Source organism: Rhodoplanes elegans (assembly GCF_016653355.1).
Lineage (GTDB): Bacteria > Pseudomonadota > Alphaproteobacteria > Rhizobiales > Xanthobacteraceae > Rhodoplanes > Rhodoplanes elegans.
This window is the reverse complement of record NZ_NHSK01000280.1, coordinates 1-19,606: the sequence shown is the minus strand read 5'-3', so window position 1 is coordinate 19,606 and position 19,606 is coordinate 1. Positions and strand designations below refer to the sequence as shown.

The window sequence follows — 19,606 nt, the reverse complement described above, 5'->3', positions numbered from 1 at the left end:
CGGCGTGGCGCCGGCCTGGGCGACGACGATCGGGGCTTCGGCGGACGCCGCGGCCACCGGGCTGACCACCTGCCGCACCACCGGTCGCGGCTCGGCCGGGGCGACGGCCGTCGTGGCGGCTGTCGTCACGGGCGCAGCGGCCGGGGCCGCGGGCGCTGCGGAGGACTGCGTGCCGGCCGGCATCGGCCAGGGCAAGCCCTTCTGAGCGAATACGATTCCAATCGAGCCGGCGATCGCCACGACGACGAGACCGGCTGCCACTGTGTAGGTGCGCATGGCCTGTTCCCCTCTGGCTCGCTCGCCGGTAGCCGGACCGGACGTCCCCGTTCCGTCGCTGCGCGACTCAGTCGATCGAGACCCACCTGTGGTTCATGCTATCCGAATTCGTTTACCGATTTCACCTGTTCCGGGCGGAAACACGGCCGCCGGCGCGGGTTTCGGCCGGCTTGCGCGGGATCTGCAACACTCGCCCGAGCCGGCTAGGCCTCGAACGGGGCACCGACGCGGGCCGCGGTCAGGGAGGAATGCATGCCGGAGTTCCAGGATATCACGGTCGAGACCCGCGACGGGGTCGCCCGCATCACCATTGCGCGACCGGACAAGTACAACGCCTTCCGGGCCGAGGCCGTCGAGGAGCTGATCGCCGCCTTCACGGCGGCCGGGTGGGACCGCGCGGTCGGCGCGATCGTGCTGACCGGGGCGGGCGACAAGGCCTTCTGCACGGGCGGCGACCAGTCCTCGCACGAAGGCGGCTATGGCGGGCGCGGCACCATCGGGCTGCCGCTGGAGGAGCTGCACACCATCATCCGCGACGTGCCGAAGCCGGTGATCGCGCGGGTGAACGGCTTCGCCATCGGGGGCGGCAACGTGCTGGTCACCTGCTGCGACCTCGCCATCGCGTCCGACCGCGCCGTGTTCGGCCAGGTCGGGCCGAAGGTCGGCTCGGTCGATCCGGGTTTTGGGACAGCCTACCTGGCCCGCGTGGTGGGCGAGAAGAAGGCGCGAGAGATCTGGTTCCTGTGCCGGCGCTACACGGCCGCGCAGGCGCTGGAGATGGGGCTCGTCAACGCGGTCGTCCCGCACGACGCGCTCGACGCCGAGGTGGCGCGCTGGTGCGAGGAGATCCTGGCGCTGAGCCCGACCGCGCTCGCGCTCGCCAAGCGCGCCTTCAACGCGGATTCGGAGTCGATCCGCGGCATCTCGGCGCTCGGCATGCAGGCGGTCGGCCTGTTCTACGAGACCGAGGAGTCGAAGGAGGGCGTCGCCGCCTTCAAGGAGAAGCGCAAGCCGCGCTTCCGGTGAGGAGGCTTCGTGTCCCGGGGGCGGCGCAACGCGCCGCGAACCGGGACCCAGGGGCGATCGGGCGAGACCACCCGTCGTGCGGCCGCTCGTGCGGCCCCTGGGCCCCGGCTCTGCGGCGCATCAGGCCTGCGGCCTGCCGCGCCTTGTCCGGGGCACGAGACCGAGCAGGCGGCGCGACGGCCCTTGATCACTCACCCCTTAAAGCGATCCCGGTAGGCCGGCAGCGCGTCGGGGAAGGGCAGGGCGGTCGCTTCAAAAACGCCGCGGGCGATGGCGCGGGCGACCACCTGGGCCGCGACGGCGCCGAGCCGCGTGAGGGCGAACACCGGGTCGGGCAGGGCGACCCGGCCGGTCGCCGCGGCGAACACGATGTCGCCGTCGAGCGGCGTGTGGACCGGATAGAGGGCGGTGGCGAAGCCGTCCTGCGCCATCACGGCGAGGCGCTGCGCCTGCGAGCGGTCGAGGATCGCGTCGGTGGCGACGATCACCAGCGTGGTGTTCTGCCCCGGCATGCCCTTGGTTCGCGGCGTCAGCGCCGCGGCCGGCACCCGCTGCGGCAGGCCGTGGCCGCCATACTCGCCGTCGCGCTCGACCGCCCCGGCCCAGAACCACGGGCCGCCGCCGATCACGGCGCCGCCGCAGGCGTTGACGGCGGCGAGCGCCGCGACCGTGACGCCGTCCTCGGTGACGGCCGAGGCCGAGCCGAGCCCGCCCTTCAGGTCGACGGTGGTAGCGCCGAGCCCGGCGCCGACGCTGCCCAGCGCGAAGTCTTCGGCCGTCGCCGCGGCGGCCGCCGCATAGGCGAGCTCGCGATAGGGCGGGAAGCGTCCCCACGCCTTGTCGCCGCCGTTGAGGAGGTCGAACAGCACCGCGCCGGGCACGATCGGCACCCGCATCGCCCCGACCGCGAAGCCACGCCCCTGCTCGCGCAAGAAAGCCTGGACGCCGCTCGCCGCGTCGAGCCCGAAGGCGGAGCCGCCCGAGAGCACCAGCGCGTCGACCCGCTCGACGGTGCGGCCGAGCGCCAGGAGGTCGGTCTCGCGGGTGCCCGGCCCGCCGCCGCGCACGTCGCAGGCCGCCACGGCCGCCGCGTCGAACAGCACGCAGGTGACGCCTGAGGCGAGCCGCGCGTCGTCGGCGCTGCCGACCGAGAGGCCGGCGACGTCGGTAAGCAGGTTTCTCGTCATCCGCGGTCCCTTCGTGGTCGGCCTTCGGGCGGCGGCAGCCGACAGGGATTCGCCCGGAGGGTCAACCGCGCGGGCGCGGGCCACGAGAAGGCGGGGGATCGCCCGCGGCGGCGGGGCGCTTGCCTTGTGGACGCGGCCGGCGCATCACGGCGGCATGACCGACGTCTCCTTCCTGTGGGCCCTCCTGGCCGGCGTGGTGAGCTTCCTGAGCCCCTGCGTGCTGCCCCTGGTGCCGCCCTATCTCGTCTACCTGGCCGGGACCTCGATGGAGCGGGCGGGCGCCGCCGCGGTCGCCGAGGGCCGTCCGGCGCGCGACCGGCGCGGCACCGTGCTGGCGGCGCTCCTGTTCGTCGCCGGGTTCTCGACCGTGTTCGTCGCTCTCGGCGCCAGCGCCAGCGTGATCGGACGGCTCCTGCGCGCCTATTCGGACGTGCTCTCGATCGTCGCCGGCCTCGTCATCATTGCCATGGGGCTGCATTTCCTCGGGCTCACCCGGGTCGCTTTCCTGATGCGCGAGAAGCGGCCGACCATGGCGCGGCCGGTCGGCTTGTGGGGGGCCTATGTGATGGGGCTCGCCTTCGCGTTCGGCTGGACGCCGTGCATCGGGCCGATCCTGGCCACCATCCTGGCCGTCGCCGGCACCAAGGAGACGGTGCTCAAGGGCGCCGCGCTGCTCGCCGTCTACTCGGCCGGGCTCGGCCTGCCGTTCCTCGCCGCGGCCTTCGCGGTCGAGCCCTTCGCGGCCTTCCTGGCCCGCTTCAAGCGGCATCTCGGCATGGTCGAGAAGGGCATGGGAGTGCTGCTGGTGCTCACCGGGCTCGCCTTCCTGTTCGGCCTCGTCAACCAGGTGAGCTTCCTGCTGCTCGAGTGGTTCCCGGTGCTCGGCACCATCGGCTGAGCCGGTCCGGACTCCCCCGCCGCAGGCCTCCCTGACTCGATCCTCCCGCATTCATCCGCGGCCCGCGCGGCCACGCGCGGCCCGGTTCGCGCGGCAGACTCGGACGGCCGTTTCGCAGAGTCGTGTCAGGGCGGGCGCGACAGATCGACCGTGCGGCGTCGTGTCAGGCTGACGGACCAGACGGGGCGGTAGTCCGCCCGGATAGGTCCCGCAACCGCCGTCGGTCCCGCGCGCTGCTACCGATCGTTGCGCTGCAGCGACTCCGGCCCGGATTACGCTGCCGGTACACATCCCTCCGTCGATACTGCCCAGGGGGATGGTGGGTAGCCGCGGGAAATTACGTATTGGCCCTCGTTGACACTCCGATATGTAAAGGTAGCATTACACTGGACTGATGAAAACGACGACGTGAGGCGGCCAGACGACAGACGCCCGGCTCGACGCGAGCCCGGGCGTGAATGGCAGGGTCTGACGTGACCGCGTTCGGCGCCGGACGGTTCGGCGCACGCGCGGAGCGGGCACGACGGATCCGGTCCTCCACGGCGGTGTACGCGTGGCGAGTTTCATGCGGGCGACCGGCAGCGGGGCTCGCGATGTACGGCGGGTCGGGCGACCGGCCGCCGACAGTGGGACACTGATGACGGACTTCAAGTTCAACGAGGACGTGGTCGGCTGGGCGAGGCCATTCGCGCGGTGGCTCAACGACGTCGACTGGAAGGACTCCTGGCGCACGTTCTCGATCCAGTATTCCCCCGATGCAATCGGGCGGAATGACCGCCGTGGCGCACGCTACGGCAAAACCCGGCATGCGGGACGTTTGCAGCGACGAACCGCGGCCACCTCAATGGAGGGTATACAGATGGCTGAAAATCGAAGCCTGTCCGGCCTCACCGAGGAGGAGGCGCTCGAGTTCCACGCCCAGTTCAAGACCACCTTCACGGCCTTCATGGTGATCTGCGTCCTCGCCCACGTTCTCGTGTGGGCCTGGAAGCCCTGGTACTGAGCGAGAGGGGATTAGGCTATGTCGAACCCGCAAGACGACTACAAGATCTGGCTGGTCCTCAATCCGTCGACCTGGCTGCCCGTGATCTGGATCGCGGCCCTCGTGGTCGCCGTCGCGATCCACGCGCTCGTGCTGACGCACCCGCGTTACAGCCACCTGTCGATCGCCGACAAGATCTACGCCGAGAAGAAGTAACTCTTCTTCCCGTCTTCGGCGCTTCTCCTCTTTTCGAGGAGCGCGCGCAGGCGGGGGGTGGCGGTCTCCGGACCGTCTCCGCCCGCATCGTCCGGAGGGCTTTTTGCCGTCCAGACGAGGTGACGCGTGGCGCTTCGGCGTTCACGCGTCAGCCCTGCGCCGTCCGGCAGTCGTCGCTGCCGGGAAGCGTTGGCTGATTGGTGGTGATGACCTTACTACCGGATCACGGGTGCCGAAGCACGCTTCGGCGCCCGTTTTCGTTTCAGCGGTGTCGTTTTAGGACCGTGTCGTTTCAGGACCGTGTCGGCTCGGGGCCGGTTCCGCTGCGGCGCCCATCGTCGGTTCGGCTGCTTCGCTTCCGCTCCTGCGCTCGCAGCGAGCACCGCGCCGGTCTCGAGGGTCTGCGACGGTCGGACCGTCCGGAGCCGGACGGACGACGCCGCACCGGGGCGAAACCGTCGCCTCGATGCCGGGTTGACGTTCGGGCGCAGACGCCGGGTGGCGCGCCGTCACCCGACCTGCGGCCCGTCACATCCGGAGCGGTTTGTTGTCGTGACGCATCGGTCGCGATGTCCGCTCGTCCCGCCTTGGCGGGACCGAGCGGAGTGCGAGGCGACGTCGGCCGAGGCCGCTCCGAACCCGGGAGCCAGTCCAATGCATGCCGAAGAGACCATCCGCGAGATGATCCGCAGCCATCCCGACGTCCGCGGCACGGCCAACGATGCGCTCGTCCGCTGCATCGAGGCCTGCTGGGCCTGTGCCCAGGCCTGCACGGCCTGCGCCGACGCCTGCCTGGGGGAGGACATGGTCGACCAGCTCCGCCAGTGCATCCGTCTCGACCTCGACTGCGCCGACGTCTGCCTCGCCACCGGCGCGCTGGCGAGCCGCCGCACCGGCGCCAACGAGGCCGTGCTGGCGAGCCAGCTCGGCACCTGCGCGCTCGCCTGCAGCGCGTGCGCCGCCGAGTGCGAGCGCCACGCCGGCCATCACGCTCATTGCCGGGTCTGTGCGGAGGCCTGCCGGGCCTGCGAGCGGGCCTGCAACGACGCGGTGCGCACCGTCGCGCATTGATCGGGCCGTTCCGATGCGCGCTTTCGCGCGATCGCATCGCTGGAGCAGCAGCCGATCAGGGCGCAGCACCGAAAGGGCTGAAACGAAAGCCGCCGGAGCAGGGCTCCGGCGGCTCGATCGTTGGGCGCGACTTTGTTCAGACGCGGGGTGCTCGGCGCACAATCGCGTCGGCCGGAGCTACTCCGCCTCGAAGTAGGAGAGCTTGCCGTCCGGGCCCTTCTTCCAGACGTAGAGGACGTAGCGGTCCTTCTTCTTGCCGTCGACCAGATAGCCGTCGTTGGAGATGTCGCCCTTCTTGTCGAAGGCGAGCGTGCCGAGCACGGTGTCGAACGGCTTGCCGGTGGCCAGCACGGCGGCGACCTTCTTGGGGTCGGTCGACTTCGCTTCCTCGATCGCCGCCTTCATGATCTGCACGATGGCGTAGCTGTAGAGCGTGTAGGCCTGCGGCTCGAACCCGCGCTTGCGGAAGGCCTCGACGATCGCCTTGTTCTTCGGGTTGGTGCGCGGATCGGGCGAGAAGGTCATCAGCGTGCCCTCGGCGCCCGGCCCGGCGATCGAGGCGAACTCGTCGTCGGCGAGGCCGTCGCCGCCCATCAGCGGCGCCTTGACGCCCTGGTCGCGCATCTGGCGCAGGATCAGGCCGCCGGTGTCGTGCAGGCCGCCCCAGTAGACGAGGTCCGGATTGGCCGCCTTGAGCTTGGAGACCAGCGCCGTGAAGTCCTTGTCGTCCTTGTTGACGCCCTCGTAGAGCACCTCCTTGATGCCCTTGGCGTTCATCGCCTTGCGGGTCTCGTCGGCGAGCCCCTGGCCGTAGGTCGTCTTGTCGTGGACGACGGCGACGCGCTTGCCCTTGAACTTGTCGGCGATGATGGCGCCGGCCATGCCGCCCTGCTGGTCGTCGCGGCCGCAGACGCGGAACATGTTCCACATCTTGCGCTCGGTGATCTTCGGGTTGGTGGCGGCCGGCGTGATCGCCAGCATGCCGTTGTCCTGATAGACCTCGGACGCCGGCATGGTGACGCCGGAGTTGAAGTGGCCGACCACGAACTTGATGCCGTCGGCGGCGAACTTGTTGGCGACCGAGACGCCCTCCTTGGGATCGCCGCGGTCGTCGCCGGCCGAGAGCTCGATCTTCTGGCCCATGATGCCGCCGGCCGCGTTGATGTCCTGGACGGCCTGCTCGACGCCCTGCTTGAGCTGCGCCCCGAAGGCGGCGCTGCCGCCCGTCATCGGTCCGCCGACGCCCATGCGGATCTGCGCCTGCGCGGCTCCGGTGGCGGCGAGGCCGCCCGCGAGGGCGAGCGCGAGGCCTAGTCCGAGGACCTGCGTCCTGGCGTGGATCATCGATCATCCTCCTGCAAGGTAGGGACTGGCTCGGCGGCGCTGCGGCGCCGTCACGGCCGGCACGATGGCCGTATTTGATACGGAATCGCCTTCGAAAGTCATCCGGCAACTCGGCCGCCGGCCGGGCGGCCCCCCGCGGCGCTGTGCCGCGCCGGCGCTGGCGCGAGACACCGGGGCAGCCTCGCCGCGATCGACCCCGCGGCCCTCACTCCGGCGCGATCGGCGCGAGCAGGAAGCCGTATTGCCGCGCCATCTGTCGCCGCCGCGTCGCGCGAAAGCCTGCGAGCGCGATCACGATCAGGATCGCGGCATCGATTGCATAGAAATAGGGCGACAGCAGCGTCCCGTCGAACAGGGCGAAATGGACGAAGCGCACCGCCGCGCCGAGCAGCAGCATGGCGAGCGCCGCCATCCACCAGGGGCGCCAGGTCAGCGCGATGGCGCGCCCCGACAGCCACGCCCCGGCGCCGCCGAGCACCAGCGTGACCAGCAGGAACACGGCGAAGGAGTTTTCCTCGTAGAGCAGGCCTTGCATGTCGGGACCCTCGACCGTCAGCTCACTCGGTGATTCCGCGGCGCGCGGAACGCGCGAACCCGGAATCCAGCCACATCCGCCGTCCTCGTTGCTGGATTCCGGACAGCCGCTTCGCGGCTTCCGGAATGACGAAGACGGAGCTTCGATAGTCCGCTAGTGCCCCGTCGTCGCGGCCTCGCGGCGGCCGCCTTCGAGATAGGCGGCCTTCACCTCGGGCCGCTCCAGAAGCTCGCGGCCCGAGCCCGTCATGGTGATGGTGCCGTTGACCATCACATAGGCGCGGTGGGCGAGCTTCAGCGCATGGAAGGCGTTCTGCTCGACCAGGAACACGGTCAGGCCGCGCGAGCGGTTCAGCTCCTTCACGATGTCGAAGATGGCTTGCGCGATCAGCGGCGCGAGGCCGAGCGAGGGCTCGTCGAGCAGCAGCAGCCGCGGCTTGCTCATCAGGGCGCGGGCGATGGCGAGCATCTGCTGCTCGCCGCCCGACAGCGTGCCGCCGCGCTGGCCGATGCGCTCGGCGAGCCGCGGGAAGAAGGCGAGTACGCGGTCGAGCTCGCCCGGATCGGCGTCGCGCCCGGCCGCGACCAGGCCCATCTGGAGATTCTCCAGCACGGTCATGCGGCCGAAGATGCGCCGTCCCTCGGGCGACTGGGCGATGCGCAGGCGGGCGATCTCGTGGGTCGGCAGCTGCGTGATGTCGCGGCCGTCGAAGACGATGCGGCCCTCGCGGGCGCGCGGGTTGCCGCAGATCGTCATCATCAGGGTCGACTTGCCGGCCCCGTTGGCGCCGATCAGGGTGACGATCTCGCCCTCGGCGACGTCGAGATCGACGCCCTTGAGCGCCATGATGCTCCCGTAGAACGTCGTCACGCCGCGCACGGCGAGCAGCGGCTCAGCCATGAGACAGGTCCTCGTTCTCTCGTGCAGCGCCGGCGCAAGCGCACGGCGCCGAACCTCTCCCCGCGCGCGACGCTGAACCTCTCCCCGCGTGCGGGGAGAGGTCGGAGCCCGCGCGTGAGCGGGGGCTCCGGGTGAGGGGGCGTCGCCGCAAAGCAGAGACTCGCGGAGACGCCCCCTCACCCGTCTCGGACCTGCGGTCCGAGCCACCCTCATGTCGCGCAAGAGCGCGACCCCGCAAGCGGGGCGAGGGAAGGGCGGCGCCGTCGTCCGAGACCGGGCACCAGATGAGCATCACCGTCACAGCCCGACCTCCGCCTCGACCGCCTCGACCTCGTCGTCGGCGACGCCGAGATAGGCGGCGATCACCTTCGGGTCGTTGCGGACCTCCTCGGGCGTGCCGTCGGCGATTTTGATGCCGTAGTCGAGCACGACGACGTGGTCGGAGATCTCCATCACCACCGACATGTCGTGCTCGATCAGCAGCACCGAGGTGTCGTGGCGGTCGCGGATCGCCAGGATCAGGTCGTTGAGGGCGGCGCTCTCGCGCGGATTGAGGCCGGCGGCCGGCTCGTCGAGGCACAGCAGCACCGGGTCCGTGCACATGGCGCGGGCGATCTCCAGTCGCCGCTGCGCGCCGTAGGGCAGGGCGCCGGCCGGCTCGTCGGCGCGGTCGAGGAGGCCGGTCAGCTCGAGCCAGTGCTTCGCCTTGTCGATCGCGGCCCGCTCGGCGTGGCCGTAGCCGCCGAGCCCCAGCACGCCCAGCACCGTGAAGCCGGACGCCAGCATCAGCGGCGCGTGCTGGGCCACCATCAGGTTCTCCAGCACGGTCATGCCGGAGAACAGGCGGATGTTCTGGAACGTGCGGGCGACCTTGGCGTGGCGCGACACCAGATAATCGGGCATGCGCTCGAGCAGATAGAGGCCGCCGTTCGCCAGCCGCACATGGCGGTCGCCGCGCCGGGTCAGCGGCTCGAGCTCGTCCCACAGCGCAGGCTCGCCGTGCACCACGGCGATGCGGCCCTCGGTCGGCTTGTAGAAGCCGGTGATGCAGTTGAACACGGTCGTCTTGCCGGCGCCGTTCGGCCCGATCAGCGCCGTGATCTCGCCGCGCCGCGCCGTGAAGCCGAGATCGTTGACGGCCACGAGGCCGCCGAATCTCATGGTGAGGTGCTCGACCTTGAGGAGGGCGGGAGCCGCCGACATCAGCCGTGGCCCTCCTTGACGAGCGAGCCCGACACGGCCTTGCGCTCCTTCAGGAACACCGAGGGCGAGCGCGTCGAGATCAGGCCGCGCGGCTTCCAGATCATGATCACCACCATGCCGAAGCCGAACAGCAGCATGCGGTACTGGGTAGGATCGAACTCGCGGCCGAAGATCTCCTTCAGGAAGTCGAGCTCGCGCAACAGCTCGGTGCCGCCGATCATCGCGACCGCCGCGATGGCGACGCCGATCTGCGAGCCCATGCCGCCCAGCACCACGATGGCGACGATGGTGGCCGACTCCATGAAGGTGAAGCTCTCCGGCGAGATGAAGCCCTGCCGGGCGGCGAAGAACGAGCCGGCGAAGCCGCCGAACATGGCGCCGATCGCGAAAGCGGTGAGCTTGGTCGCGGTCGTGTCGATGCCGAGCGAGCGGCAGGCGATCTCGTCCTCGCGCAGCGCCTCCCAGGCGCGACCGATCGGCAGGCGGCGCAGCCGCACCGTCACGAAGGCGGTGAGGAGGGCGAGCGCCAGGATGATGTAGTAGAGGAACATGCCCCGATAGATCGGCGAGAACGGCAGCCCGAACACGGCCGCGAAGCCCTCGTCGGAGGCGTTGAACGGGATGCCGAAGAAGGTCGGCCGCGGGATGCCGCTGATGCCGGCATAGCCGTTGGTGACCGGCACCCAGTTGATCAGCACGAGCCGGATGATCTCGCCGAACGCGAGCGTGACGATGGCGAGATAGTCGCCGCGCAGCCGCAGCACCGGGAAGCCGAGCAGGATGCCCCAGAACGCCGCCAGGATGCCGGCGAGCGGCAGCAGCGTGAAGAACGAGAAGCCGAACTCCTTCGCCAGCAGCGCATAGGAGTAGGCGCCGACCGCGTAGAAGGCGACGTAGCCGAGATCGAGGAGGCCGGCGAGCCCGACCACGATGTTCAGGCCGAAGCCGAGCATCACGTAGATCAGGATCTGGATGCCGAAATTGTCGATCCACTTCACGGCGCCCTGGAAGCCGGTGAGCCACAGGGCGAGGAACGGGAAGACGACGACGAAGCCGATCGCGAAGGGCGGGAACCAGCGGCCGAAGGCGGCGGCGAGGCGTGTCGCCGCGACGGTCCGGGCGGCCGGGACGCGCCGGGCGCGGCGCTCGCGCCACGGCGTGATCAGCAGCGTGTTCAGGAGGCTGCCCGCGACCACCATGGCGACCAGCACGGCGAGCAGCGGCCAGCGGGTCTCCAGCACCAGCTCGCCGCGGATGTCCTGCACGGCCTGCAGGCCGATCAGCGGCACGAACACGGCGAGCGCCACGGCGCCCCACACGCCCGCATCCTTGACGGCGCGCATCGCCGTCCCGCCGGCTCCCGCGTCACTCATGCGGCGCCTCGTTCGCTTCACCTCTCCCCGCACGCGGGGAGAGGCCGGGGTTCGCGCCGCAAGCGCGAAGCCCGGGTGAGGGGGCGTCTCCGCGAGTCTTTGCGGTTCGGAGGCACCCCCTCATCCGACTCGCCGCTGCGCGACGAGCCACCTTCTCCCCGCGCGCGGGGAGAAGGAAGACCGGTGCGCTGCTCGGAGTTGGCGCGGGACGCGATCCGGCAGTCAGGGTCGGCGACGGAGCCGCAGGCATCGTCACACCTTCTCCACCTCGGGCCGGCCGAGCAGGCCCTGGGGCAGGAAGATCAGCACGATGGCGAGGATCGAGAAGGCGGCGACGTCCTTGTAGTCGATCGAGAAGTAGGCCGACCACAGGGTCTCGACGAGGCCGATCAGCAGGCCGCCGATCACCGCCCCGGGCAGCGAGCCGATGCCGCCCAGCACGGCCGCCGTGAACGCCTTCACGCCGGGCGTGAAGCCGTCGGCGAAATTGATGACGCCGTAATACATCAGGTACATGGTGCCGGCCACGGCGGCGAGCGCGGCGCCGATCACGAAGGTGATCGAGATGGTGCGGTCGACGTCGACGCCGAGCAACGCCGCCATCTTCTGGTCCTGCTCGCAGGCGCGCTGGGCGCGGCCGAGCGCTGTGCGGCTGACCACCCACCAGAACGCCGCGAGCAGCGCGGCGGTGACGACCCAAACCATGATCTGCTTGTAGGACAGGGTGACCTGATAGCCCGAGGCGTCCATCAGCACGAACTCGCCGCGCAGCAGCGGCGGGATCGACTTGTTGCGCGGCCCCTGCGCCACCTGGACGAAGTTCGACAGGAAGATCGACATGCCGATCGCCGAGATCAGCGGGGCGAGCCGGAAGGAGCCCCGCAAGGGGCGATAGGCGAGCCGCTCGATCCCCCAGTTGAGCACCGAGGTCAGCACCATGGCGACGATCAGCACGATCAGGAGCGCCAGCGTGATCGAGCCGATGCCGATCCACGAGGTGAGCACCAGGAAGGCGATGAGCGCGAAGAAGGCCGACACCATGAAGACGTCGCCATGCGCGAAGTTCACCATGCCGATGATGCCGAACACCATCGTGTAGCCGATCGCGATCAGCCCGTAGATCGACCCGAGCGTGATCCCGTTGATCAGTTGCTGAACGAAGACGTCCATCCGCTGCTGCCGCCCCCTCGCGCAGGATGACCTCGCCACCTTTAACAGTGGCCCCCCGGCCCGGCAACGCTCGATCGTGTCGCGGGAATCTTCCCGCGGGCCCCGATCGGCGCCGCCGTCCCGGAGCGCCTTGCAAGGAGGATGCCCGACGGCGGTCGGCGCGGCGCGGCGCCGTCATGCGCGGCGATGCGGGCCGCCGCGCGGCGCCGTCGGCCGGTGGTCGCGACAGCAGCAGGAAGTATTCGTCCGCCGGTGCGACGACGAGTCCCGTGGCGATGTGTCGAAGGCGGGGGAAGTCATGAAAAAGGGGCGGCGCAGTGAAGACGAGAATGGATCGTATACAGTCTCCGATGCGATCACGGGTGAATCACGAACTTGTTATACGCTCGTACGTCTTGATCCTGACGCAATTTGCCGTCCAACTTTGTCCCGGGCTGGACAACGGAAGGACGTCACATGACGCAGGACACCAGGACCTCGCACCAGAACCAGGGTCAGCATCAGCAGGGGCAGCAACAGCCGGGTCACCAGGGGCAGCAGCACCAGCAGGGCCAGCACCAGCAGGGCCAGCACCAGCAGCATCAGGGCCAGCACGGCCAGGCCGACCGCCAGCAGCAGGGCGGGCAGCGCCGCGACCAGGCGCAGCAGAACCAGCAGCAGCAGGGCGAGCGCCGCCCCGATCAGCAGCGCCAGCAGTCGCAGCAGGGCCATCCCGGCGGGTCCGGCCAGCACGGTTCGGGCGGCCAGCACGGCCAGCGCTGACCGACGCGCTTTTCGGGGGGCTCCGCCGCAGCGCGGCGGGGCTTTCCCTCGTGCCGGGGGCCGCGTCACGAGGCGACACGTCCGCGGCCGCCTGGCGTGCTATTCCGAACGTCGCATTCCGGACCGCGCGGGACTGACGTAAGCTGACGGCATGACCCCCGTGACCGCTTTCGCCGCGACCGCCCCCGCGACGGCGCTGCCGCTGTTCCACCTTTACGGCGATCCGCCGGAGGACCAGGCGTTCGACTTCGTCCATGTCGAGACGATCTCGTCGCGCTCGACCCGCCACGCCTGGACGATCCGGGCGCACCGGCACCGCAACCTCTTCCAGATCCTGCTGATCGCCTCGGGCGGCGGCGACATGAGCCACGAGGCGACGACCCGCGCCTTCGCGGCGCCCTGCGCCATCCTGGTGCCGGCGACCGTGGCGCACGGCTTTCGCTTCCGCCCCGGCGAGACCGAGGGCTTCGTCGTCACCTTCACCGAGGACGTGGCGCAGGGGCTCGGCGAGCGCTCGGGCGAATCGCTGGCGCGGCTGCGCGCACTCGCCGCCGATCCGGTAGTGCCGATCGCCGACGCGGCCGAGGCGGCCCGCATCGCGGCGCTGTTCCGGGCGCTGAACGAGGAGCACGTCTGGGCCCGCGAGGGCTACCGGCTGGCGCTGCGCGCCCATGTCGCGCTGATCGCCATCGCGGTGGCCCGTCTCGCCGCCGGGCGGGAGCGGGCGCAGGCGCACGGCACGGCGCGGTCCGCCCCGTCGCTCGCGTCCGCCGCGCCCGTCGTCGAGGCGCTGCGCGGTCTCGTCGAGGCGCATTTCCGGACCGAACGGCAGCTCGCCTTCTATGCCGACAAGCTCGCCATGACGGTCGACCGGCTCAACGACCACGTCAAGCGCGCCACCGGCGTCACGGCCGGCCACCTGATTCGCCAGCGCGTCGTCACCGAGGCGAAGCGGCAGCTCGTGTTCACGACGCAGCCCATCCACGAGATCGGCTTCGACCTCGTCTTCGCCGACCCGTCGCACTTCACCCGCTTCTTCCGCAAGCAGACCGGGATGACGCCGCAGGCGTTCCGCGAGCAGGGCGGCGGGTGAGGGGACGTCGCTCGGTCTACCGCGCCGGCTGACCCGCCGCGGCGGAGGAGCCGACCGGCTGCGCCGGTGCCGGCTTAGCGGCCGGGGGCTTCGCGGCTTGCGGCTTGGCGGCGGCGGCCTTCGGGGCCGGCTTCTGGGCCGGCGTCGTCGCGGACGAGGGCGCATCCCGCACGTTGCCCCAGGGATCGACCACGACCGGCTTGCTCGCCGGCATCTGCTTGACGGTCCGGCTGTAGGCCTCGTCGATCGCCTTCTGCTTCTCGATCTCTTCCGAGGTCAGCGTCCTGGTCTTGCCGCCGATGTCTAGGCTCGGCGCCGCGATCTGGGCAAGCGCCGGAGCGCTCGCGAGAAGGCCAGCCAGGCTCATCACGGCGGTCACGCCGACCGCGATCGTCGTCTTCGTCTTCACGTCAGCACCTCGAGTTCTGTCGAGGGCTCCTTAATAGGCGTTCTTGGCGGTCGTGTGATCGAAATTTTTCCCGACGTGTCAGCGCCGCCGCGGCGATGGCCGCGGCGCCCGGGTCGACTCGCGGCGAAGTCGCTCTAGGCCTGCGGCTGCACGGGCGCGCCGGCGCGGCGCATCACCGGCATCGGGGTGCGCTCCATGTAGGCCGTCACCACCGCCTCGGTGAGATCGACCAGCCGGCGCGGCGCCATGCGGCTCGGGTCGAAACCGCTGTCGCCGCACCAGCGGCGGACCAGCTCGTCCATGTCGGGCTCGATCGCGGCCCCGGCCATCCACCAGTAGGGGAAGCGGCGCTCGTCGATCTCGGTCTGGTCCGCCAGCACGATGTCGGAATGGCGCGCGTCGCAGGCGATGCGCTGATACGCCGTGGTGACGGCGCTGGTGCGGCCTTCGAGCACCTGCACGACCCAGCGATGATCGAGGATCATGGCGCCCGTGATGCCGTGCTGGCGGTTGTTGGCGATCGACGCCTGCAGGATGTCGGCGAGCTGATCCGTGATGGTCTCGCGGCTGCGGCCGACGCGCTGACGGCTGTAATAGACGACACGAAGCAGGCTCATGGGGGTCTCCTCGATTGCGACGGAGTCCCGGCGGCCCGTCCTCGACGCCCGAGCGCTACCACAAGCCGAAGGCGAAGTCCCGCGGCGGTGCACCACGATCCATCGACAAAATGCGCTGCACCGCACGCTTTCTCGCGTGTTGGTATGACAAGTCTGAAGAAACCGCCCGGACGGGCGGGCGCGCTGCTACGAAAGGTTTAGAGGCGTTGCGCGAGAGCATCACGTCTATCAGCTCACCGTCATTCCGGGGCGCGGCAAAGCCGCGAACCCGGAATCCAGCGGCAAACTCCGAGTTTTCGGCTGGATTCCGGGTTCGGCGCGGAGCCTGTGCTCGGGCGGCGCGAAGCGCCGGCCCGAGTGCGCCGCCCCGGAATGACCACGAAGTAATCAGGTGGTTCACGTCTCACGACACGAGGAAGCCCAGCACCTCGGTGTTGAAGGCCGCGGCCTGCTCGATGTTCGAGATGTGCGCCGAATCCAGAATGGTGAGCTGAGCGCCCGGCACCTTGCGGCGGATGAAGTCGTTCGCCTCGATCGGGGTCGACTGGTCGAAGCGCCCGGCGACCACCAGGGTCGGCACCGCGATCCTGTCGAGCAGATCGCGCTGGTCCATGTCGCGCACCGCCTCGCAGTTGGCGATGTAGCCGTCGACCGGGGTCTTCAGGAACACCGTGCGGATCGTCTCCACGGCGGCCGGATCGGCGTCGCGGAAATCCTGGGTGAACCAGATGCCCATCACCTTGTCGACGATGGCGGCGAGGCCGCCGGCCCGCACTGTCGCGATGCGGTCGTGCCACGGCTGCTTGTCGGGCATGAAGCTCGAGGTGTTGGCGAGCACCAGCTTGCCCAGGCGCTGCGGCGCGTTGGCGCCGAGCCACTGGCCGACCATGCCGCCCATCGACAGCCCGACCCAGTGGACCTTGTCGAGCCCGAGCCCGTCCATGATGGCGAGCGCGTCGCGGCCCAGCATCTCGATCGAGTAGGGGCCGGGCGTGACGCCCGAGCGGCCGTGGCCGCGGCGATCGTAGCGCACCACGCGGAAGTGCCGCGTGAACGGCGCCACCTGCGGATCCCACATCGTCAGGTCGGTGCCGAGCGAGTTGGAGAACATCACGACGGGGGCGTCGGCCGGCCCCTCGACCTCGACATGGAGGGCGCAGCCCTCCGACACGATCTCCGGCATCTGCGATCCCCCGTGCGTGCCGCGCCGCCCGTCCGTTAAGCGCCCGCCTCGGGCGGCGGCGAGACGGCGGCCGCGAACTTGGTGAAGAACTCGTCGGCCATCTTCTTCGAGGCGCCGGCGACCAGCCGCTGGCCGAGCTGGGCGAGCTTGCCGCCGATCTGCGCCTCGACGTTGTAGGACAGGACGGTGCCGCCGTCCTTCTCGGCGAGCGCCACCACGGCGCCGCCCTTGGCGAAGCCGGCGACGCCGCCCTCGCCCTCGCCGGAGATGCGGTAGCCGTTCGGCGGGTCGAGATCGGTGAGCTTCACCTTGCCCTTCCAGCGCGCCTTGACGGGCCCGATCTTGGTGACGGCGATGGCCTGGAACTCGGTCTCCGACAGGCGGTCGAGCATCTCGCAGCCGGGGATGCAGACGCGCAGCACCTCGGGGTCGTTGAGCTTGTCCCACACGGTCTCGCGCGCGGCGGGCAGCTCCACCTCGCCGGTCATCGTCATCGCCATCGGCCACACTCCATCTCGCGTCGGGGGTCCGCGTCGGGCGGCCCGGCGCGCGGGCGCCATCATAGGGCCGGTTCCGGCCGAGGAAAGGGGGCTGTCCGGACGCCTCCGACATGCTCTACCATGGCGCCCGCGATGGGCCGCGACGGCCGGGCCGCCACCGGCGGTCGAACCGGCACGACCTCGCCAACAACGACAACGGGTCGGACACGCTGCAACGGAGGAACCTGATGGTGGTCGTCTCCTGGTCGGCCGGCCTCGCGGCCGCGCTTCTCGTCGCCTTCGCCCTCACGCTCGTCGACACCCGCCCGGCCGTCGCCCAGGGCGGCATCGTCTGCCAGTACGGGCCCGCCTCGTACCGGCGCTGCTGTGCCCAATCCTACGCCAAGAAGCCGAGCCTCGGCGCCAATGCGCGCGCCAACGACATCGACGCGTGCATGGGCAAGGGCAGCAAGGCATCGCGCAAGAAGTCCTGATCGCCACACGGCGCTGCGGCGCGCCCGCGGGCGCGCCGTCCTCCGACCCGCGTCCCGAGGCTGCTGCTCAGCTCGCTCCGCCGACCGTATCTCCTCGCCGTCCCGCCCCGCGGCCCGCCCGCGCAAAAACCCGTCCAAGGATCCGACCATGAATCAGCCGACCGATCTGCATGCCGGTGCTGTTCCCGACATGCGGGACGAGCCGCATGTGCGGCGCTTCTCCGAGCAGCGCTGGGTGATCGACAACATCGTCCGGGCGAACGGCATCGACTGGGACCAGCCGCGCTCGGTCTATCTCAACGGCCCCTGCGGCACCGAGGCGAACGCCGACTTCGCCGGCATCCGCGAGAAGGTGAAGAAGATGGCCGACATCGGCCCGGCCTTCGAGGCGGTGGCCAAGCGACGCGAGGCGAAGGCGCAGGCGGCCGAGGCCGAGGGCCATCTCGTGACGGCGCGCGACAACTACTACATGGCGGCCGTGCACTGGGCCGCGGCGCAGTGGCCCTACGACCGCAACGACGCGCCCAATCTCGCCTGCAACGCCCGCAAGCGCGAGTGCTTCACCAAATATGCGGCGCTCGCCGACCATCGGGTCGAGGCGGTGTGGATCCCGTTCGAGGGCAAGGCGCTGCCGGCCTGGTTCCACCTGCCGCCGGGCTACACGGGCGGCCGCCTGCCGGTGGTGATCGCGGTGCCTGGCATGGACAGCTTCAAGGAAGCCCAGGTGGCGCTCGCCAACGACCGCTTCCTCGCCCGCGGCTTCGCCGTGCTGGCGATCGACGGACCCGGCCAGTACGAGGCGCCGATCCTCGGCATCTATTTCTCGACCGACCGCTGGGCCGCGGCCGGCAAGCCGATCGTCGAGTGGCTGGTCGCCCGGCGGGAGGTCGATCCCGACCGGATCGCCGTCTCGGCGATCTCGTTCGGCTCGTTCTTCGGCACCATCCTGACGGCCAACGAGCCGCGCGTGAAAGCCTGCGCCGTGATGTCGGTGTGCCACGAGCCGGGCGGCGAGACGATCTTCCAGCAGGCCTGCCCGACCTTCAAGAAGCGCTTCATGTACATGGCCGGCATCGCCGACGAGGACGAATTCGACGCGTTCCGCCCGAGCATCACGTGGGAAGGACACGCCGAGAAGATCACGGTGCCGTATCTGTGCGTCGCCGGCGAGTGCGAGGAGCTCTCGCCGCTCGAAAACTCCGAGCGCCTGCTCGCCGCGCTGAAGGGACCGAAGCGCTTCGTCGTCTATCAGGACTCGCGCCACTCGGTCGGCAACGTACCGGCGACCAATCTCGGCCCGTTCCCCACCACCATGATCGCCGACTGGCTGCTCGACCGCCTGAACGGCAAGCCGATGCCGAGCGAGCGCTGGTTCGTGCGATCGACCGGGCAGATCGAGAAGACGGGGATGTGATGCCTCGTGCCCCGGACGCCATGCAGCCGGCCAAGGGCCGGATGCATGGTGAGCCGGGGCCCAGTTTGGTGCTGCGGTTACTGCGGTAACGCTTCATGGGTCCCGGGTCTGCGACGCATCACGACGCTGTCGCGTCGCGCTGCATCGCGCCCGGGACACGAGGCTGCGGCCTCACCCGAACCGCTTGCCCTTGAGATACCGGTAGGCGCTGCGGACGTCGGCGCCGATCCATTCGGCGTAGCGCGGCAGGGCCTCGTAGCGGGGCAGGCGGACCTTGCGGACGGCCTCGTCCTCGGACGCGCCGGCGCGGATCGCGGCCGCCACCGCGTCGCGCAGCGCGGTGAGCAGATCACGAAACGCCGCGATGTCGTGCAGCGTGCCGGGCGGGCCGTGCCCCGGGATCACGGTGTCGATCTCGAACGACAGCACGCAGTCGAGCACTCGGATCCAGCCGTCGAGATCGCAGTCGCCGAGCCAGGGGAAGCGGCCGCGGAAGAACAGGTCGCCCATGAAGACGACGCGGGCGTTCTCCAGATGCACGACGACGTCGCCGTCACAATGGGCAGGCCCGAAGTAGCACAGCCGCACCACCTCGTCGGGCAGATGGAAGGCGAAGCGGTCCGAGAAGGTGTGGGTCGGCGGCACGATGGTGATGCGCTCGTAGCCGGGCTCCGACAGGCGCCGGTTCGCCTCGGCCCGCGCCGGCGCATCCTCGGCGACCAGCTCGGAAAAGTTCTCGCCGTAGCAGAGCGCCGACTTGGTCGGCAGGTCGGTCACGGTCCAGCCCTGGCCGCCATTGGCGCCGAGCAGCGTCGCGAAGGCCTCCGCCGTGCGCTCGTGCGCGATGATCGGCACGCTGCCGGCGAACACGCCGTTCCCGGCCACGTGATCGAGGTGATAATGCGTGTTGACGACGGCGCGGATCGGCTTGCCGAGCTGATCGGCGAGCGTGGCTCGGAAGGTGCGGGCGAGGC

The 19,606-nt window shown here is 70.2% G+C and carries 21 protein-coding genes and 1 pseudogene; 9 read left to right on the top strand and 13 right to left on the bottom strand.

Features of this window, described 5'->3' with window-relative positions:
• A pseudogene (locus CCR97_RS28825) lies at positions 1 to 276 on the bottom strand (hypothetical protein); the annotation flags it as partial.
• A gap of 252 nt (positions 277 to 528) precedes the next feature.
• On the opposite strand from CCR97_RS28825, the gene CCR97_RS28820 reads away from it, so the two are divergent.
• Positions 529 to 1,302 (top strand): enoyl-CoA hydratase-related protein, encoded by a 774-nt coding sequence (locus CCR97_RS28820; protein ID WP_111358552.1) that lies wholly within the window; start codon positions 529 to 531, stop codon positions 1,300 to 1,302.
• A 191-nt stretch (positions 1,303 to 1,493) separates the two neighbouring features.
• Here the strand turns inward: CCR97_RS28820 and CCR97_RS28815 are convergent, their stop codons facing one another.
• On the bottom strand, positions 1,494 to 2,489 hold the full coding sequence (locus CCR97_RS28815) for a P1 family peptidase (protein ID WP_111358553.1): 996 nt from the start codon (positions 2,487 to 2,489) through the stop codon (positions 1,494 to 1,496).
• Between the two features lie 154 nt (positions 2,490 to 2,643).
• On the opposite strand from CCR97_RS28815, the gene CCR97_RS28810 reads away from it, so the two are divergent.
• The 4 genes from CCR97_RS28810 to CCR97_RS28795 all read left to right on the top strand — a co-directional run bounded on the left by CCR97_RS28810 (position 2,644) and on the right by CCR97_RS28795 (position 5,656).
• On the top strand, positions 2,644 to 3,387 hold the full coding sequence (locus tag CCR97_RS28810) for a cytochrome c biogenesis CcdA family protein (protein WP_111358554.1): 744 nt from the start codon (positions 2,644 to 2,646) through the stop codon (positions 3,385 to 3,387).
• An 859-nt stretch (positions 3,388 to 4,246) separates the two neighbouring features.
• On the top strand, positions 4,247 to 4,390 hold the full coding sequence (pufB, locus tag CCR97_RS28805) for a light-harvesting antenna LH1, beta subunit (RefSeq protein WP_111358560.1): 144 nt from the start codon (positions 4,247 to 4,249) through the stop codon (positions 4,388 to 4,390).
• A gap of 18 nt (positions 4,391 to 4,408) precedes the next feature.
• Positions 4,409 to 4,585, top strand: coding sequence for a light-harvesting antenna LH1, alpha subunit (gene pufA / locus CCR97_RS28800; RefSeq protein ID WP_111358555.1), 177 nt, complete (start codon positions 4,409 to 4,411; stop codon positions 4,583 to 4,585).
• 654 nt (positions 4,586 to 5,239) lie between these two features.
• The gene (locus CCR97_RS28795) at positions 5,240 to 5,656 is read left to right on the top strand and encodes a four-helix bundle copper-binding protein (RefSeq protein WP_111358556.1); all 417 of its coding nucleotides are present in this window, start codon (positions 5,240 to 5,242) and stop codon (positions 5,654 to 5,656) included.
• A gap of 177 nt (positions 5,657 to 5,833) precedes the next feature.
• Here the strand turns inward: CCR97_RS28795 and CCR97_RS28790 are convergent, their stop codons facing one another.
• From CCR97_RS28790 to CCR97_RS28765, 6 genes are all read right to left on the bottom strand, one after another.
• Positions 5,834 to 7,000, bottom strand: a complete 1,167-nt coding sequence (locus CCR97_RS28790) for a branched-chain amino acid ABC transporter substrate-binding protein (protein ID WP_111358557.1) — start codon at positions 6,998 to 7,000, stop codon at positions 5,834 to 5,836.
• Positions 7,001 to 7,205: 205 nt separating this feature from the next.
• Positions 7,206 to 7,535 (bottom strand): DUF6867 family protein, encoded by a 330-nt coding sequence (locus tag CCR97_RS28785; RefSeq protein ID WP_111358558.1) that lies wholly within the window; start codon positions 7,533 to 7,535, stop codon positions 7,206 to 7,208.
• A gap of 153 nt (positions 7,536 to 7,688) precedes the next feature.
• On the bottom strand, positions 7,689 to 8,435 hold the full coding sequence (locus CCR97_RS28780; protein ID WP_111358559.1) for an ABC transporter ATP-binding protein: 747 nt from the start codon (positions 8,433 to 8,435) through the stop codon (positions 7,689 to 7,691).
• Between the two features lie 297 nt (positions 8,436 to 8,732).
• Complete coding sequence (locus CCR97_RS28775; protein ID WP_111360429.1) at positions 8,733 to 9,638, bottom strand: ABC transporter ATP-binding protein; 906 nt, start codon at positions 9,636 to 9,638, stop codon at positions 8,733 to 8,735.
• Positions 9,638 to 11,011 carry a high-affinity branched-chain amino acid ABC transporter permease LivM gene (gene livM, locus CCR97_RS28770; RefSeq protein ID WP_111360430.1) on the bottom strand — a complete coding sequence of 458 codons (1,374 nt, stop codon included), beginning with the start codon at positions 11,009 to 11,011 and terminating at the stop codon, positions 9,638 to 9,640. The genes CCR97_RS28775 and livM overlap by 1 nt, the downstream gene beginning before the upstream one ends.
• 252 nt (positions 11,012 to 11,263) lie before the next feature.
• A complete protein-coding gene (locus CCR97_RS28765) occupies positions 11,264 to 12,181 on the bottom strand; it encodes an ABC transporter permease subunit (RefSeq protein ID WP_111356449.1) in 918 nt (305 codons plus the stop codon).
• Between the two features lie 456 nt (positions 12,182 to 12,637).
• Here CCR97_RS28765 and CCR97_RS28760 point away from each other — a divergent pair, with 456 nt between their 5' ends.
• Together CCR97_RS28760 and CCR97_RS28755 are read left to right on the top strand one after the other, a co-directional pair.
• Positions 12,638 to 12,943 carry a hypothetical protein gene (locus CCR97_RS28760; RefSeq protein WP_111356448.1) on the top strand — a complete coding sequence of 102 codons (306 nt, stop codon included), beginning with the start codon at positions 12,638 to 12,640 and terminating at the stop codon, positions 12,941 to 12,943.
• A gap of 151 nt (positions 12,944 to 13,094) precedes the next feature.
• On the top strand, positions 13,095 to 14,036 hold the full coding sequence (locus tag CCR97_RS28755; protein ID WP_111356447.1) for a helix-turn-helix domain-containing protein: 942 nt from the start codon (positions 13,095 to 13,097) through the stop codon (positions 14,034 to 14,036).
• A 16-nt stretch (positions 14,037 to 14,052) separates the two neighbouring features.
• Here CCR97_RS28755 and CCR97_RS28750 read toward each other — a convergent pair whose 3' ends face one another.
• The 4 genes from CCR97_RS28750 to CCR97_RS28735 all read right to left on the bottom strand — a co-directional run bounded on the left by CCR97_RS28750 (position 14,053) and on the right by CCR97_RS28735 (position 16,745).
• Entirely contained in the window at positions 14,053 to 14,445 is a 393-nt protein-coding gene (locus tag CCR97_RS28750; RefSeq protein WP_146618692.1) for a hypothetical protein, read from the bottom strand.
• 134 nt (positions 14,446 to 14,579) lie between these two features.
• Entirely contained in the window at positions 14,580 to 15,062 is a 483-nt protein-coding gene (locus CCR97_RS28745) for a BLUF domain-containing protein (RefSeq protein ID WP_111356446.1), read from the bottom strand.
• Between the two features lie 403 nt (positions 15,063 to 15,465).
• Positions 15,466 to 16,245: a 3-oxoadipate enol-lactonase gene (gene pcaD, locus CCR97_RS28740; protein ID WP_111356445.1), complete on the bottom strand. Its 780-nt coding sequence runs from the start codon at positions 16,243 to 16,245 to the stop codon at positions 15,466 to 15,468.
• A 35-nt stretch (positions 16,246 to 16,280) separates the two neighbouring features.
• On the bottom strand, positions 16,281 to 16,745 hold the full coding sequence (locus CCR97_RS28735) for an SRPBCC family protein (protein WP_111356444.1): 465 nt from the start codon (positions 16,743 to 16,745) through the stop codon (positions 16,281 to 16,283).
• A gap of 110 nt (positions 16,746 to 16,855) precedes the next feature.
• Between CCR97_RS28735 and CCR97_RS28730 the strand changes: the two genes are divergently transcribed.
• Together CCR97_RS28730 and CCR97_RS28725 are read left to right on the top strand one after the other, a co-directional pair.
• A complete protein-coding gene (locus CCR97_RS28730; protein WP_111356443.1) occupies positions 16,856 to 17,218 on the top strand; it encodes a hypothetical protein in 363 nt (120 codons plus the stop codon).
• A gap of 148 nt (positions 17,219 to 17,366) precedes the next feature.
• A complete protein-coding gene (locus CCR97_RS28725) occupies positions 17,367 to 18,632 on the top strand; it encodes an alpha/beta hydrolase family protein (RefSeq protein WP_170145753.1) in 1,266 nt (421 codons plus the stop codon).
• Between the two features lie 171 nt (positions 18,633 to 18,803).
• Here CCR97_RS28725 and CCR97_RS28720 read toward each other — a convergent pair.
• On the bottom strand, positions 18,804 to 19,606 hold an 803-nt coding region (locus CCR97_RS28720), incomplete at its 5' end, for an MBL fold metallo-hydrolase (RefSeq protein ID WP_201160133.1).

Excerpts from the sequence above, each read along its gene's own strand:
- CCR97_RS28820 (WP_111358552.1), top strand. The coding sequence starts at position 529 with ATGCCGGAGTTCCAGGATATCACGGTCGAGACCCGCGACGGGGTCGCC.
- CCR97_RS28815 (WP_111358553.1), bottom strand. The coding sequence starts at position 2,489 with ATGACGAGAAACCTGCTTACCGACGTCGCCGGCCTCTCGGTCGGCAGC.
- CCR97_RS28810 (WP_111358554.1), top strand. The coding sequence starts at position 2,644 with ATGACCGACGTCTCCTTCCTGTGGGCCCTCCTGGCCGGCGTGGTGAGC.
- pufB (WP_111358560.1), top strand. The coding sequence starts at position 4,247 with ATGGCTGAAAATCGAAGCCTGTCCGGCCTCACCGAGGAGGAGGCGCTC.
- pufA (WP_111358555.1), top strand. The coding sequence starts at position 4,409 with ATGTCGAACCCGCAAGACGACTACAAGATCTGGCTGGTCCTCAATCCG.
- CCR97_RS28795 (WP_111358556.1), top strand. The coding sequence starts at position 5,240 with ATGCATGCCGAAGAGACCATCCGCGAGATGATCCGCAGCCATCCCGAC.
- CCR97_RS28790 (WP_111358557.1), bottom strand. The coding sequence starts at position 7,000 with ATGATCCACGCCAGGACGCAGGTCCTCGGACTAGGCCTCGCGCTCGCC.
- CCR97_RS28785 (WP_111358558.1), bottom strand. The coding sequence starts at position 7,535 with ATGCAAGGCCTGCTCTACGAGGAAAACTCCTTCGCCGTGTTCCTGCTG.
- CCR97_RS28780 (WP_111358559.1), bottom strand. The coding sequence starts at position 8,435 with ATGGCTGAGCCGCTGCTCGCCGTGCGCGGCGTGACGACGTTCTACGGG.
- CCR97_RS28775 (WP_111360429.1), bottom strand. The coding sequence starts at position 9,638 with ATGTCGGCGGCTCCCGCCCTCCTCAAGGTCGAGCACCTCACCATGAGA.
- livM (WP_111360430.1), bottom strand. The coding sequence starts at position 11,011 with ATGAGTGACGCGGGAGCCGGCGGGACGGCGATGCGCGCCGTCAAGGAT.
- CCR97_RS28765 (WP_111356449.1), bottom strand. The coding sequence starts at position 12,181 with ATGGACGTCTTCGTTCAGCAACTGATCAACGGGATCACGCTCGGGTCG.
- CCR97_RS28760 (WP_111356448.1), top strand. The coding sequence starts at position 12,638 with ATGACGCAGGACACCAGGACCTCGCACCAGAACCAGGGTCAGCATCAG.
- CCR97_RS28755 (WP_111356447.1), top strand. The coding sequence starts at position 13,095 with ATGACCCCCGTGACCGCTTTCGCCGCGACCGCCCCCGCGACGGCGCTG.
- CCR97_RS28745 (WP_111356446.1), bottom strand. The coding sequence starts at position 15,062 with ATGAGCCTGCTTCGTGTCGTCTATTACAGCCGTCAGCGCGTCGGCCGC.
- pcaD (WP_111356445.1), bottom strand. The coding sequence starts at position 16,245 with ATGCCGGAGATCGTGTCGGAGGGCTGCGCCCTCCATGTCGAGGTCGAG.
- CCR97_RS28735 (WP_111356444.1), bottom strand. The coding sequence starts at position 16,745 with ATGGCGATGACGATGACCGGCGAGGTGGAGCTGCCCGCCGCGCGCGAG.
- CCR97_RS28730 (WP_111356443.1), top strand. The coding sequence starts at position 16,856 with ATGCTCTACCATGGCGCCCGCGATGGGCCGCGACGGCCGGGCCGCCAC.
- CCR97_RS28725 (WP_170145753.1), top strand. The coding sequence starts at position 17,367 with ATGAATCAGCCGACCGATCTGCATGCCGGTGCTGTTCCCGACATGCGG.